The organism is Paenibacillus sp. ACRRX, assembly GCF_022346885.1.
Taxonomy (GTDB): domain Bacteria; phylum Bacillota; class Bacilli; order Paenibacillales; family Paenibacillaceae; genus Paenibacillus_B.
On sequence record NZ_JAKRNK010000010.1, the window covers coordinates 1 to 15,483 of the forward strand.

Genomic DNA, 15,483 nt, shown 5'->3' on the forward strand with positions numbered 1-15,483 from the left:
ATCTTCGCGCCGCTAATATTCAAGTCCGTAATCTGGTTCCGATTGTTGTACAGACCACTTACCGTCAGGTTCACGCTGCTTCCCGGTTGCTTCACCACATAGCCTGTTTTCTTGTTCAGATCGTTGCTGTTTGTAAGCTGGACACCATCTGGGTATTGAATCTCCGTCAAATAACCGGATTGCGGCTGATAGTTATAACTTGTCGTCCCCGTCTGGTCGATCATACTCAAGCGCTTGCCTTCCGTATCATACGTGTACTGCACAACCAGATCCGCTGTTGCAGAACGAAGCAGGTTGTTCATCGCATCAAATTGCTGCGTTGTCGCTGCGCCCGCTTTGTCCATATATTGAACGATGTTGCCATTGGCGTCGTACTGGTATTTCTCTACCTGACCTGTCCCGTTTGTCTCTGTGATCACTCTACCGAGTTCGTCGTAAGCTTTAGTCACCGTCTGACTGCCTGGGAATTGCAGCTTCGTCACGTTGCCAAGCAGATCATAGGTGTATAGGGTCGTCTCTAGGCTGGCATCTGTTACCCCCGTTAACTCTCCTAACAAGTTATACGCATAAGTCGTCCGGTTGCTGTTGCCATCTGTAAGAGCGGTTATTTTACCGATTGAATTATACTCATTACGCAGCTCGGACTTAAAGGTCTGCTCCTTCTTCACCCACACCTCTTCCGCCACAAGGCGCTGCAAGGGATCGTAACGCTTCAGCTTTTGGTTTGCTTCCGCATCTGTGTACAGTTCAGTAAGCTCTGCATCATCATACTGCACCGTCTCCGACGTCTGATCTGCATACGTGGTCTGCTTAAGGCGACCAAACGCATCATAGCTGTACCACGTCCGATTGCCATAGGCATCGTCCTGCCACAGCAGACGACTTGTACGCTCGTCATAGCCATACTTCACTTCGCCCAAGCCTTGGGTCTCTCTCACTTTGCGGCCAAGCGGATCAAACCAAACCTGTTGGACTTCACCTAACGTATTTTTAGCCATGATGTGGTTGGCGCTGTCATTGTACACATAGCTGGCCTGCGCTTGGTTTGGCATTGTGACAGCTGTTGTACGACCTAGGCGATCGTAGGTGTATGACGTGGTCTGATTGAGACCATCCGTGTACGCTAGCAATCGCCCAGTCAACGGATCGTACTGCGCTTTCTCCACTACTACGCTTTTCTGCCCATCAGCATTGGTGACTTCCACATCCTGCTGCGTAAGGAACGCATGCTGATACTCCGGCCCATACTGGTATCGGAATACGGTCGGATTGCCGTTGTTATTGGCAGTCACCTTCGTCACATTGCCAAAGCCATCATATTCAAAGTTCGTGTGCCGCAGCAGCGGTCCACCTTCAGCATTGGCATACGTCTTCGACTCGATCACTGAACCTTGCCCATTCCGTACATAACGGGTTACGGACTGCTGGTTCGCATCGAACTTGGTCGTTACCGTTTGTGGCAAAGCAAAGGTTGGGTCGTAAGTCGTGACGGTGCTGGCCCCCATGCTGTTGGTTTCACTCGTGATGTTGCCATTACGATCATACTGGCGATTGACTGTCAGGGTTGGACTTTCAGCGCCACCGCTCCGCTTCTTGGTCACGATCTGGATCGGGTAAGGATTGCCACTTGCTTCGTCATACGCTTGCTGTGAGATGTGTTGTGAAGCTCCTGCGTCTTGGATCGTTTCCAGGTTAAAGAACTTCGGATTGCCATTGTTCCATAACTTTTTATATCTAAAAGAAGTATTAAGCTCACCATTAGATATGATCATCGTATGTGCTGTGTCTTGGTAATAAGAATATGGATCTGATTCATACCGGAATGTATTGTTATTACTTTCTATCACTCGACCATCTGTATACTCCAATACATCTTTACGCTCTACGATTCTATATTGAATTTGTTTAGTTCCACTACTTAAACTCCGTATTTGTGAATCATATGTAAATTGCGTCTTCGCACCCGTCGGGTGGTGAATTTGGTTGATTAAAGCAAAATCATTACGTACATCAGGCTTTTTAGCGTTAAGAACAGTAAATTTAGACTCTGCAAACTTATATGAATAGTGTGTAGTTCTACCCATCATATCTTTAATAGAATGTAAATATTGCAAGTTTTCCGTACCTGGAACCCATCCTTTCTGATATGTCACCATATCAGTTCCATTTGATACCGTAATATTACTACCGTCACTACTGTAATTAAAATAAAGATAATGACCTGTGCCCGCTACTACTTTCTGTAGTACATATTCCCCTCCATTAAGCCTATAATAATAAAAATCGTAAGAATTACCATACGGGTCTTCTTGTCTTATGAGTCTACCATCAAATGAAAAATAATATTTTATTCCATTTTTGTATTTGAGGATATATTCAGAGTAGACTTCATTTACTACCTTGCTCGTATCCATAGAAAGACTAACATCATGCCAAGGATAATTTACGATCTGATTGTCACTACCCACTAGGTATACCGATCCACCAGGCATTGCAATATACTTGGAATTACCGCCCATGTGCATGTATGGAATATCCCATGTCCACCCTTTTCCTAACGGAATCCTTTTATCCATCACATGACTACTTGTCCAAGAATCATATGTAGTCCCTTGTCTCAACGTTTCAGATATAGAGTAGGATTGTTCTAGTGGAGCATCCATTGGATATACATCTAGTTCGTACTTGTTGCCATCTGCCCATACTTCATACGTATCGATTTTTTTCGTTTTATCTCCATACTCCTGCTCCATGATCTCATGAATTTGGTCATGCCGACCATTTATCCCATTAGCAAACTTTCTAGGGGCCTGTGCTACATACTTATTGCTAAAATAAATATCTTTTGAACTCACAGGATATTCAAATTGATATTTCCGTTCCGTTCCAGGTTGCGCTGCATATACTTTGACAGTTAAATTAGGTGAGAAATAAAAACCCAAAAGCCACGTTTGAGTAAAGTTTTTCTCATAATACTCTGCCGCATTGCTGTTATAGGATCGTGTTAGATTAAAGGAAAAACCGTTGCGACCAGGCAAACTAATATCCGTCACCTTCATATTAAGTGATCCATCTTGCGTCGAAACATGCTCTACACCTGTGCTTACACTATACGGGGCCTGATCCAGCCTCACGTGTTGGTTTTTCAAACCTAACTCGTCGTAACTGCTGCTTGTAAGGCTTCTCTTGGAACGCCCATACACCGAATTTGTTACGGTGTTTTTGCCATCTGTACCGTCATAAATACCATAGACATTTCCTGTTACGTTAGCTAGCATATCCAGGTCAAGCAATGGATTTAATCCTTCAAGTCCGTATGTCACATCCGTCACTGCTGGCGGCTGATAAAGCTTTCCTTTACCAGGGAACAATTTCTCAAGCGTATCGAATAATTTCGTTACGTCTGAATTCTTATCCATTCCTGCAGCTATATCCTTTAAGTTGTAACCAGCATTCAGCATCTCAATAATGCTAGACGGTGACACCTTGTACTTTGCTGCTACGCTGTCAATGGTCAGCAACTTACTTTGTTGCTGCTGTTCCAGTGCCGTGGCTGCTTGTTGAATGCTCAGAATCCCGGGTGATAGGATTTCCAAGCAGAGCGCCACCATAAGGAGCCATGATATCTTTTTCATTTTTAATTTTTCCCTTCGTATCTCGCATATAATTTTTAAAATACATAGTCTGGAATGATCCACTAAGTGGTTACTTTTCCTTGCGCAATAGATTCCCATTTAAATCATAGTAATAATAGATCATTTCCCCCGTTTTACTCTTTATTGTTATAACTTTGCCTTGTGCGTCATAGTTATATTTGATTTTATTATCATTATCTCTCTCCATACTTGGATACAAATTCGCTTGTGAGATTACACTCTTGGTTTCACTTGCACTAGACCATTTCAGAGCCGCCGTAGCATGTCCTGTATTCTCAAAATATTCTACACGGATCTCATAGCGTTGATTTGCCGTTAGACGGATCGGAACACTCGCTAACTCGTTAGCCTGATTCTCCCACTTATCCAATATAAGTTGATTGTTTACCCATATCCTTACTCCATCATCCGATAACATATAAAAGGTATATTCCTCTGTATACCTTGGTACAACATAGCCGCTCCAGCGAACTGAAAAGGTATCTGCTTCTATAGAAGGGTCTGGAGATTCTGCAGCCCACGCGAATTCTACCTGCGCATCTGTTCTCGTTAATTTTAAATTGGTCAAGTCAACATTGTCATAATACTCTCCCTTTAATCCTGTCCCGCTCACGCTGTCAGGTGGAAATAACGCACTTTGGGGGATAACCGTTTTGGTTTCACTTGCACTAGACCATTTCAGAATCGAAGTGGCATTCCCTAAGTTTTCAAAATATTCTACTCGAATCTCATACCGTTGACCTGCGGTAAGTTGAATTGGTATACTGGTCAGCTCGTTTGCCTGATCTTCCCACTTATCCAATATAAGCTGATTGTTCACCCATATCCTTACACCATCATCGGATGACATATAAAAGGTGTATTCCTCTGTATACTTTGGTACAACATACCCACTCCAGCGAACTGAAAAGGTATCTGCTTCTATAGCAGGGTCTGGAGATTCTGCAGCCCACGCGAATTCTACCTGCGCATCTGTTCTCGTTAATTTTAAATTGGTCAAGTCAACATTGTCATAATACTCTCCCTTTAATCCTGTTCCGTTAGCCTTGCTTGGAAGATATAATTGACTCTCTGGAACGACTTCTTTAATCTGACTTTTACTTGACCACTGTAGGGAAGCAACTGCTGCCCCTTGATTCTCATAATACTCCACTCGAATGTCATACTTGGTTCCTGCAGTTAATGCAATCTGTCGGCTAGTCAGTTCAGCAGCATGGTCCATCCAACTGTCTAAAATTAATTGATTGTTGATCCATAACCGAACTCCATCATCAGCCGCCATATAAAATTGATACGATTCGCTATATCTAGGAATGATAGAGCCTGTCCAGCGTACGGAGAACGTATCTGCATCGATTGATGCATCAGGTGAGGCTAGCCCCCAATTGAAATCTATTTGGGAATCATCACGACTCAATTTTAGGTTAGTTAAGTTCGAATTATCAAAATATTCTCCTCGCAGCCCATTCATAGACAGCGTTGAATCTGCATAGCTCTGTTTTTGGTCAATACCCACCAAGAAACAACCTATAAAAATAATTACGATCAGTCTTTTTCCCATGTCATCACCCTTCTACGGTATTACGCACTATAATCATTCCTTAGATTACATATTATTGGAAGTATTGTCCTTGAAAATTATGTAAATATAAGAACGATCTGAAGAATTATCTATTCTTCATTCCGTTCTCCCCTTTAACCATACAAAAAAGAGAGGGAATAACACTCCCTCTCTCCTATTTCTCATGCAAAAATATTTATTTAAGTCCCGCCGAGATAGCTTCCCAGAACTTGTAATCTTCCATCCCCATTGCATAAATCGATACACCAGCCAGCCAATACTTGTGTGTATATTGTGTCTTTTGAAGAATGCTAGTCTCATCTTCGTACCACACCACATGGCTAGACCCATCTGTATCTGTGTAGTTAAAATACATGGAACCAGTCTCTTCGTCTCTTATCGGCATTGCGCCTGTGTCAGCGATCAGATTCGGGATATCCTTCCACATGACTTGAGCGTTGCTTTTATTGGCTGGATCCGATAAATTCCAGTCGTTTCCGTAAGTAGGGATTCCCATCAACACTTTTTCAGAAGGCACATATGTAATCGCAAATTGGAGTGCAGACTCTATCCAAGGCTTGCTGGCAACGGAGCCAGGATTTCTCCATACCCCATGTTCATCGTAAGTCATGACTTGAATCATGTCTGCTGCTTCTCCCAATGCCTCGAAGTCAAACGCCCCCGTCCAATCATCCGCTGGATCGTCATCTGCTTTAGCGGGAACAGATACCATCGTTAGAAATCCTTTGGCTTTCATCTTGCTGGCCACTTCTTCGACGAACGAGGTTAATGCCTTACGATCTTCTGGCAGCACCGCTTCGAAATCAATATTAATACCTTTGTAATGGTTCGTTTCAACAAGTGCAAGCATATTTTTAATCAGCTTTTTCTTGGCTGTGGCATTTGTAAGTACTTGGTGAGCAGCGTTGCTGTCCCAATCTCGGGCTCCATAATTAGATACGAGTGCATAAGGTAATACTTCCACAGCGTTGGCATAAGCAATCGTTTCTTTTGGTACCTCTCCAACAAGGTTACCTTTGGCGTCCGTGTTAAATGTGTCGGTAGACATCTGATTCATGTAGTTGTGAAATTGAGTGAATGAATCGCCTGAGTCGACAGTGTAATAACCAAGGATAATTGGGGAGGGGGCTGCCTCGGTCTTAGCTGTGCTAACGCTGAACGAGGTCGCAATAATAGTTGTTAGCGTTAACATCTTGATCGCTTTTCTGAAGTTCATGTTTATGGTGCCTCCTAAGGATGTTGGATGTGAAATGTAGATAAAGAATATATGAACATATCTAACCTCGTCAATTCATATTTTTGTAAACTAGATTTCCAATAAATTGATCTCTACGAAGAATTAGTTCCGCAGTACTAGTTACATGCTTAATTATAGAAATTAGGCGCCCCAAAAGGGTGATTTGCAAATAATATAATCCCCCTAAATGTACAATATCCTCTCCCTACTTACTACTAATCGTAGGGCGGAATACTTATTTTGTAAGAAACATGATGAAGGAACGTCAGACAACGTGTTCACTTTTTAGAAATTTGACCTCAAAACCAAAGTTATAATTACTCGTTTTTTATATACTTGATATTAAAATGATTGGTATGCTCGAAAAAATATGGTAATATGTAGGTGGTAGATTGGCAAACCGTTTATGAATATAACAATAAGCGAGGTGTACCAGTTGACTGTTATCTCCAATCTAACGATGACACTAGGGGAGCTGATACGACATAAACGACAACAGAAACAAATGACGCTGGCACAAGTTTCAGATCTAACAGGCGTCTCTAAAGGTACAATATCCAAAATTGAAAATAAAGAAATAAAATTACGGGATTACAAAGTCGCCCTGGACCTTGCAACTGTGTTGGATATCCCCATTGAAGATGTAACTGAGCGGTATATAGAGGTAGAAAGGAACCCTGACTATTTGCTAGACGCGCTCGGACTAGCTATCTCTCAATCAGCCTCGACGTTGTTAACGGCTAAGATCGCTGCCCAATTCCTCACTACTAACCGAGAACCGACAGAAGACTCCTTGCAGAAATTATACGAGTTCACCACCTCTTTGCAAGATAATTCACAAAAACTAGCCTTGTATCAAGTCATTAGCAAGATTGCTGATGATCACAGCGTTCGGCCACTTCTAGCCAAATCATTACTCCAAACATACCTCATCCAGAGGGACAACTTTAAGAAGTTACGAGAATCATATACAAGAGGAACAGACCTTTTACACCACGCACGATTCCTTCAAACGGAAGATCAAATTCTCTATTATTATAAGCTTGGCGCCCACGCATACCACTTGGGAAAATACAGAGATTGTATTCGTTTTTTTAAAGAACTAGAATCGCTGGACACGTCTGAAAGTCCGTCTAAAGCACATGCAGTCTGTTGTATGGCCTTTTGTTATTGTTTAACAGGTCAGTATGAGCTGACAGAAGAATATATAAAAGCGGCAAATAAGTTCAACTTTCCCTTTGTCCAAGAACACGTGGCCTTTACGACAGCCAAGCTAAATGTTAAAAAGGGCAATATTGATCTTGCTATTATTCAATTTGAACACTGTTTGGATAGTTACCTCCCTAAAGTGGCTGTTATGGATGATCTACTCGATTTATACTTGCAGCAGCACAATTTAGCGGCAGCCGAACAATTATTTCACCATGAGCATGATTTTGAGGACATGACGCTAGTGGATAACCCCGCCCTTGTTGCTAAATACGCAAACTATTATGCCACTAAGAGCCGATATTATAAATTTATAATGGATCAGAATCAAACGATACACTACCTCCTAAAAAGCATCATGCTGTTTATTTCGGTTGATCGACGTTCTAATGTCTCTGAGGGCGCAGGGTTACTACTAAACGATCTATGTAAAAGTCCCAAAACACTTGATAATATTGAAATTATAGATAAAATTGAGTTGGTAGCATCGTATTTAAAAATACTTGATTACGAAGAAGGAGATGTATCATGAGAAACAAATTTAATGCCCTATTAATGGTCGTTGCTCTCACTCTTTCCATCGCTGCGCCAGTCGTTTCAAATGCATCCTCAAACCATGCTGCAGAACAAGTAATCATCTCTAACATCATTATTCCTTGGTAAACAACAAGACTAGACATAAATCTATAAAAACAGACACTAAAAAAGTGTCTGTTTTTGCTTTTGTCCCATTTTTTTTTGCATTCAAGAAATTTTTGAAACTCGTGATATACTTACCCCGAGGAGAGCAGTACTGACACATAGCTGGTGGGCGAATGGGGGTTCGCCCATCTCCATAAGGGGTGAATATAGTGAATGAGAAGATTGAGGACTTGCGGTCCCTAATGAACGGATCGTATAGAGAAGGCACTAGTTTGACCGATGGTAAAATGCTAAAGCTAAGTCAGCGCCTGGATAAGATTCTGACCAACTATCATCGATCAACACAGAAGCGTGTCCCTACCGGTTAACGATAAAAATGGAACAACAGCATATAGGATTAATAACATGTGAACACGTAATCATTCCAATACAGCGCAAGTTCATGTACCTCTATTAATGGGTAACGCCAATGTATTAAATCCGGTCTCTGAGGAGGCGGGCAAATAAAAAAGTCCTCCTGTGTAAGGAGGACTTTTATTGTAATCGTAAGGTGCCATAGGCTCTTGCGTAGGGAAAGGCGTTCGAATGGAGTGAGACGATACATTGTAGGCTTGAGGCGCCAGAAATTCAAATCGGAGTTTCTATCCAGCACTCGTGTAGAGTGCGACTCGACAAATACGAGAGTTGACAGAGTTGCGTGCGTCTCTGTTTCTATCCACGCACTCGTGTAGAGTGCGACCGTTCCACAGCACAGGAGGATGTCATGGCTGAACTAGTTTCTATCTACGCACTCGTGTAGAGTGCGACAGCGGGCCAAAAGCGCCCTACTCTCACAAGGCTTTTCAGCCCCAAAAGTGCGAATCATCGAAATAGGCGTCAAACTTCACTGACAAAAAGGGTCAAAAAGCCTGAAAATCGTAGCAAGGGGTGCGAATCCCCTAGGGATTTTATGTGCACCTGGGGTTCGCACCTCAATTTCATTTAACCTCAACTCGCATCTAGTATCTCCCATTACTTCCAGAGAAACAAGGCCCCATTTATCAATATCACCTTGCAAAGCTTGCAACCACTACATCAGTATCTCGCCTAAACAACCGTCATAACTATCCCCAACCCAGGTAATTCGTAAGACGCTACACATTTACTTAATTGCATTTAGCCTCGCAATAGCCGCTTCTGCAGCTTCCATAACAATCTCCCCTAGAGTAGGGTGTGCATGTATGGTAAGCGCAACGTCTTCCAAAGTTGCCCCCAGCTCAATAGCAAGCCCCAGTTCTGCAATCAAATTGGAAGCCTCTGTCCCCACGATTTGAGCCCCAATAATACACCTTGTTTCCTTATCAGCTACTATTTTCACGTATCCTTCACCTGCCTTCAACGCCAAAGCCCTTCCATTTATAGCAAAAGAAGATCTCCCCGTAACCACTTCTTTCGATCGTGCTTTCGCTTCGGACTCACTGGGCCCCACACTGGCAACCTCTGGATCAGAAAAGACAACAAGTGGTATGACCTTGTAATCCACCTTAGTACGCCGATTCATTATGGCTTCGACCACTACCTTAGCTTCATAGGACGCCTTGTGTGCTAGTGCGGGACCCGCTATCACATCGCCAATTGCATAAATATGTGGGATATTCGTACGACACTGCTCATCAACCTGAATCAAACCTCGATCCGCCAGTTCGATCCCTGCACGATCAAGTCCTAATTTTCCATCCGTATTTGGCCGCCGCCCCACCGTTACCAGCACGTATTGTGCGGTGACCTGCCGTAAGTTTTCTTGCTCCTTAAAATAAACAGTAATCTGCTCATGAGTCGGTTCCATTCGATCGGCTACTGCGCGCGTATAAATATCGACGTGTTTTTCTTGCAGCTTACGTACAACAGGACGAATCAACTCTGACTCGAACCCAGGAAGAATCTGCTCCGCACCTTCCAATATCGTTACCTTCGTGCCAAATTTAGCAAAGGTTTGACTCAATTCGACTCCGATATATCCCCCACCAATAACAATCAGGCTGTCGGGTACTTGATCCAATGCTAATGCATCTGTAGAAGACAAGATCCTATCCCCAAAAGGAAAAGCTCCTAGTTCAATGGGCCGAGAACCAGCAGCAATAATACAATGTTTAAACTCAATCCGGGCGTTTGATTCAACACCTTTAACCAGTACCTCATGCTCATTTATAAAGCTTGCATCTCCATGGAATGTTGATATTAATTTGTTGTTTAACAAGAAGGCCACGCCATTTGACTGTTTATCTACGATAGACTTCTTAAAAGATTGTACTTGTGAAAAATCAACCTTGGCTTCTGCTCTTATTTCAAATCGATGGGCTTCTGCAATTAAAACTTTGGAGGGAATACATCCCACATTGGTACAAACGCCCCCTATACGATCTCGTTCAACAATTGCTACATGCAGTCCATGGTCCGAAGCGCGTTTTGCAGCTGTATAGCCCCCCGGGCCAGAGCCAATAATCAATACGTCAACCTGTGTTGCTGCGTTTTCCACTGTCAAATCGTTCCCCTCGCTCTCGCTGAATGTTTGCTTTGTTTGTCAAGTCATGTACCAATCTCCGTCATAACCACGGCAAGGCCTCTGCTCCTTGTCGTTAAAACCCCAATTCTACAGATTAAGATTGACAGTAAGCCAGCTTATTCGTAAAATTGATAGAGACAGGTCTGTATCATTATGGATATGATCATACAGACAGATCTGTACCATGTCAATTGTTTTTGAAGGAGGATTCTTTTAAAGTGACTATCATAGATAAAAAAGAAACGGCTAAAACAAGGATTTTGCGAGTGGCATCCCATTTATTCTATCGCGAGGGTGTACGTGCTGTGGGGATTGATCGGATTATAGCTGAATCCGGCGTTGCCAAAGCAAGCTTTTACCGAAATTACGCAACTAAAGATGATCTGGTTGTGGCCTATTTGGAACAATTTTATGATGCTTTTATGAAACCGTTCGATGAAGCTAAGGCACACAATCCTGAAGATCCCATCAAACAGCTTTATGACTTGGTCGAGTGCCTTGGGGCCCGAATCGAGAAGCCTGGTTACCGCGGATGTCCGTTTGCCAATACGGCAGTTGAATTTCCTAATCCAGATCACCCAACCTGTGAAATAGTTAAAAGGTATCATAGAGATACACGGCATAACCTTGCGCTTGCTGCCAAGCGAGCCCATGCAACAGAGCCGGACATTCTATCTGACCAATTGTTGATGTTATTTAATGGCGCGCTGATAACGGCATACTTGGATCGGGCTTCCTACAACGCTGAACATTTTCTTCATGCGGCTAAACTGCTGATTCAGCAGCAGCTTTTATAGCTATATCTGTTGGCGCTGCCTGACCTCATTACATGTAGAAAGGGTTGTGTCTTATGAACAAGCGGCACGTACGTTATCAGCACGTGATATGAAATGAAATACAGGCATCGCGGCCTATTGAGCAAATGCTAGGAATATAGCAATATATCCTGTAGAAGTTACCCTGGGCATGTACGACTTGCAACAGAGACAGTCCTGACAGAAGGTAAGGTTATCAAAAAGGCGCAGCCATAAGCCACGCCTTCCTATCTGTATCTACTGGACACCTCTCTGACAGGGGCAGTGTGCAAACACCTCGTTTAACGTCCTCATTAGTTTTACGTACGCTGCCTTTTATTTTGTAATTGTTTTAAACAACACCGTCTGTTCTGTAATGCCCTTCTCAGCCGCAAATCGTTCAATACTGGATGCACCAAAGAATCCATCTATCCCTTCCGTTCTTGCCATGACGTACGCTGCATCTTCGGGCTCGGCAATCGGACCTCCATGACATATGACCATAATATCTGGATTAACGGCTTTCCCTGCTTTAATAATTGCTTCAATCTTCGCTACACAATCATCCAACGTAAGTGCTGTCTTGGCTCCAATCGTACCCTTGGTTGTTAACCCCATATGTGCGACTAGTATATCTGCACCTGCTGCTGCCATTGCTTTGGCTTGCTCCGGATCAAAGACATATGGCGTTGTGAGCATATCCAATTCATGTGCTGTTCGAATCATGTCTACTTCTAAATCGTAGCCCATACCTGTCTCTTCTAAATTTTGTCTAAATACTCCATCTATCAAACCTACAGTCGGGAAATTTTGCACGCCATTGAACCCTTGATCCTTTAGTTGTTTTAAATATACTTCCATCACTCTAAAAGGATCGGTTCCGCACACCCCTGCTAATACGGGTATATTCTTCACAACCGGTAATACTTCAGCCCCCATCTCAACTACGATCTGGTTGGCATCCCCATAAGATAAGAGCCCTGCCAGTGATCCGCGCCCCGCCATTCTATATCTTCCAGAGTTGTAAACGATAAGCATATCAGCTCCGCCAGCTTCACTGCTTTTCGCCGTAATCCCTGTTCCAGCTCCTACTCCCAACAGAATCTTTCCATTTTTAATCTCTTCTTTAAACTTGGCAATGATTTCTTCTCTCGTATTTTTATTCATGTGTAGGTCCTCCAGCAACATTGTAATGTATATCGTTTAATTATCCCTATTGACTGCTCACATTCCGATACATTCGCTTATTTGCTCATTAATTCGATTAGTTTCTGCGCAGCTGCTTCTGCAAACTCGACATCATTAATCGCACAATCCATTTCTATGAGTTCAACGACATTTCGGTTTATCCCCTGTTTTAACGTATCAAATAACATCTGATCTTCTTTTTGGCCGTAGAACACTTCACCCTCTACATCAATTCCTGATATGCCTTTGAGGGGCAGCATTAAGACGGTTTTTTCTTGCGCCATATTTAGTTTTTCCACCAGCTTTTTGCCGATGACTTCGTTTTCTTCTACAGTTGTTCTCATCAGAGTTACGGTAGGATTGTGCTTGTAGAACTTATGCCCAGCAAATTTCTCCGGTACCGTATCATAAGGGCCAAAGTTGCACATATCCAATGCGCCTACGGATACAACCTGAGGAATATGATTTCGACCTGCTGCCTCTAAACGATGAGGTCCCGCATTCAAAACGCCGCCAATAATCTCATCCGCCCACTCTGTTGTGGTCAGATCTAACACCCCTTCAATAAATCCAGCCTCCACAAGAGCTTCCATCGATTGTCCGCCTACACCAGTAGCATGAAATACAAGCACTTCATACCCTCTAGCTTCAAGATAGTTTCTGGCTGCCGTTACACATGGAGTGGTTACGCCAAACATCGTTGCTGCGATCAATGGCTTTTTTTCAAACTCTTTTGTATTTTCAAATTTAACCATACCTGCAATTGCGAATGCTGCATTCGTAAAAATCTTTGTAGAAATGGAATTAAGCCCTGCAACATCAACTACGGACGGCATCATCACAATATCACTTGTGCCTACGTATGGAGCCGTATTCCCTGATGCTACTGTTGACACCATCACTTTAGGCACACCAATCGGCAGGGCCCGCATCCCCGGTGTTACAAGCGCAGTCCCCCCCGTTCCCCCAAAGGAGATAATCCCATCAAATTTACCTTGTTTATATAGTTCGGGTATCAGTTTTTCCATGCCTTTTGACAATACTTCTGTTGCTAAAGCTCTGTCTTTCTTGGCAGCAAGCGTTTGCATATCTACACCTGCGGCTTCAGCTACTTCACGGTTTGATACATCGGGTGTAAATGTAGGCCCAAACACACCTGTGTGGATGGTAAACGTATGAAGTTCCAAACTTTCAAGCAAATGTTTGATATATAAATATTCATCACCCTTGGTGTCAAAGGTTCCAGCAATTGCGATTGTCTTCAATGGATTAACCTCCCTTTACATATAGATGGTCCAGCCTGTACAGGGCTAAATAATGATTTCGAGAACGTTCTCCATAAAAAAAGTATGATTAACTATGCATTAATCATACTGCTTTGATTTATTTATGAAAACGCTTTTATGTCTTGTGTTTTTGTGTTTATGTTAGATTTATATTGTTTCGGGGTGCAGCCTTTGTACTTTTTAAACATTTTGCTAAACTGTGCGTAGTCTTGATATCCAACTAATGGCGCCAGCTCTGATAATTGGATATTTTCTCTGTCCAATATTTCGGCCGCTTTATCAATGCGGAACTGCACGATGTACGTTTGAAAGCTGCAGCCTACTTTTTTAGTAAACAAACTACTTAAATAGCTTCTAGATACATGGGCCACCTTGGCTAGATCTATAAAAGATATCTCATTTCTATAATTCTGGGCTACATATTCCTTCACAAATTCAACGTAATCATAGTGCTTTGTAACGCCATCCAACATTTTAACCATTAGGTCATCTTCATCCAGCTTTCCTGATCCCTTAAAGGCTTTTGTAATATTGGTAATGGACTTCTCTGATGGAATCCTCTCAAAAGCTGATCCCCCGATGTAACCCATTAAATTGTCATTGTTGCTATACATATACTGTACATCAATTGGTGTTTTCACAGGACCGCCATACACCAGCTTAATCAGATCCGACTTTAACTCATTGCATGTCTGAAATATTTGGGCCGCTTTGACCTTGGCTGCTTCCAAGGATACTACCTTTTTGGCTCCCAACAATCCGCCTTCTGTTAGGCCTAAGTGGGCACAAATCACATCAGCTCCAGCCTCGACCATCTGAGCCGCTTGTTTGTCATCAAATACAAAGGCAACGGTAAACAGATCTTTTTGGTGGGCTATTCGGATCGCTTCTACTTCAAGTCGATAATCATTCCCATCTTCGCTGAGCGCTTCGCTAAATTGACCATCAATTAACCCAACAGTAGGGTAGTTGTTAATGCCGGAAAAACCCATGTCTTTGATTTCACTGATGTAAGCTTCCATATCCTTGGTCGGATCAGTCGCATTTAGACCAAACAGAATAGGCATATCCTTCACTAACGGGATAATCTCTCTAGAAGCAAAGTCCATGACCATATCATTGCTATTACAAAATGGCAAAAAACCAGCAAGTGAACTTCGCCCCATTTGGCGGAATTTCCCTGAGTTTAAGATCAGAATGAAATCTGCCCCACCCTGCTTCGCATACTTGGCCGTTATGCCTGCACCTGTTGCCACTCCAATAATATGATTGCCCATATTGATCTGGGAATGGAGATGTTCCAGAATTTCTGCTCTTTTCATACTTCCAAATCCCCTTATTCCGTTC

11 protein-coding genes are annotated in these 15,483 nt (G+C 42.8%); 4 read left to right on the forward strand and 7 right to left on the reverse strand.

Annotated elements, in window-relative coordinates; all coding sequences use genetic code 11:
* From MH117_RS22700 to MH117_RS22710, 3 genes are all read right to left on the reverse strand, one after another.
* Window positions 1-3,635, reverse strand: a 3,635-nt coding sequence (locus MH117_RS22700) for an RHS repeat domain-containing protein (protein WP_481857293.1), incomplete at its 3' end; no start/stop codon positions are given.
* Window positions 3,636-3,705: 70 nt separating this feature from the next.
* Entirely contained in the window at window positions 3,706-5,217 is a 1,512-nt protein-coding gene (locus MH117_RS22705) for a PA14 domain-containing protein (RefSeq protein WP_239332778.1), read from the reverse strand.
* Window positions 5,218-5,413: 196 nt separating this feature from the next.
* A complete protein-coding gene (locus tag MH117_RS22710; RefSeq protein WP_239332780.1) occupies window positions 5,414-6,454 on the reverse strand; it encodes a glycosyl hydrolase family 18 protein in 1,041 nt (346 codons plus the stop codon).
* A 481-nt stretch (window positions 6,455-6,935) separates the two neighbouring features.
* Here MH117_RS22710 and MH117_RS22715 point away from each other — a divergent pair, with 481 nt between their 5' ends.
* From MH117_RS22715 to MH117_RS22720, 3 genes are all read left to right on the forward strand, one after another.
* A complete protein-coding gene (locus MH117_RS22715) occupies window positions 6,936-8,216 on the forward strand; it encodes a helix-turn-helix domain-containing protein (RefSeq protein ID WP_275444798.1) in 1,281 nt (426 codons plus the stop codon).
* Window positions 8,213-8,347, forward strand: coding sequence for a hypothetical protein (locus MH117_RS26610; RefSeq protein ID WP_275444794.1), 135 nt, complete (start codon window positions 8,213-8,215; stop codon window positions 8,345-8,347). The genes MH117_RS22715 and MH117_RS26610 overlap by 4 nt, the downstream gene beginning before the upstream one ends.
* 188 nt (window positions 8,348-8,535) lie before the next feature.
* The gene (locus tag MH117_RS22720; RefSeq protein ID WP_239332784.1) at window positions 8,536-8,694 is read left to right on the forward strand and encodes an aspartyl-phosphate phosphatase Spo0E family protein; all 159 of its coding nucleotides are present in this window, start codon (window positions 8,536-8,538) and stop codon (window positions 8,692-8,694) included.
* A 773-nt stretch (window positions 8,695-9,467) separates the two neighbouring features.
* Here MH117_RS22720 and lpdA read toward each other — a convergent pair.
* Window positions 9,468-10,847, reverse strand: a complete 1,380-nt coding sequence (gene lpdA / locus MH117_RS22725) for a dihydrolipoyl dehydrogenase (protein ID WP_239332786.1) — start codon at window positions 10,845-10,847, stop codon at window positions 9,468-9,470.
* A 239-nt stretch (window positions 10,848-11,086) separates the two neighbouring features.
* On the opposite strand from lpdA, the gene MH117_RS22730 reads away from it, so the two are divergent.
* Entirely contained in the window at window positions 11,087-11,665 is a 579-nt protein-coding gene (locus tag MH117_RS22730) for a TetR/AcrR family transcriptional regulator (protein ID WP_239332788.1), read from the forward strand.
* 333 nt (window positions 11,666-11,998) lie between these two features.
* Here MH117_RS22730 and MH117_RS22735 read toward each other — a convergent pair whose 3' ends face one another.
* The 3 genes from MH117_RS22735 to MH117_RS22745 form a co-directional block, all read right to left on the reverse strand.
* Entirely contained in the window at window positions 11,999-12,829 is an 831-nt protein-coding gene (locus MH117_RS22735) for a phosphoenolpyruvate hydrolase family protein (protein ID WP_239332790.1), read from the reverse strand.
* A gap of 77 nt (window positions 12,830-12,906) precedes the next feature.
* Window positions 12,907-14,115, reverse strand: a complete 1,209-nt coding sequence (locus MH117_RS22740) for a Tm-1-like ATP-binding domain-containing protein (protein WP_239332792.1) — start codon at window positions 14,113-14,115, stop codon at window positions 12,907-12,909.
* A gap of 122 nt (window positions 14,116-14,237) precedes the next feature.
* On the reverse strand, window positions 14,238-15,458 hold the full coding sequence (locus MH117_RS22745; RefSeq protein ID WP_239332794.1) for a phosphoenolpyruvate hydrolase family protein: 1,221 nt from the start codon (window positions 15,456-15,458) through the stop codon (window positions 14,238-14,240).
* Between the last annotated feature and the right edge of the window lie 25 nt (window positions 15,459-15,483).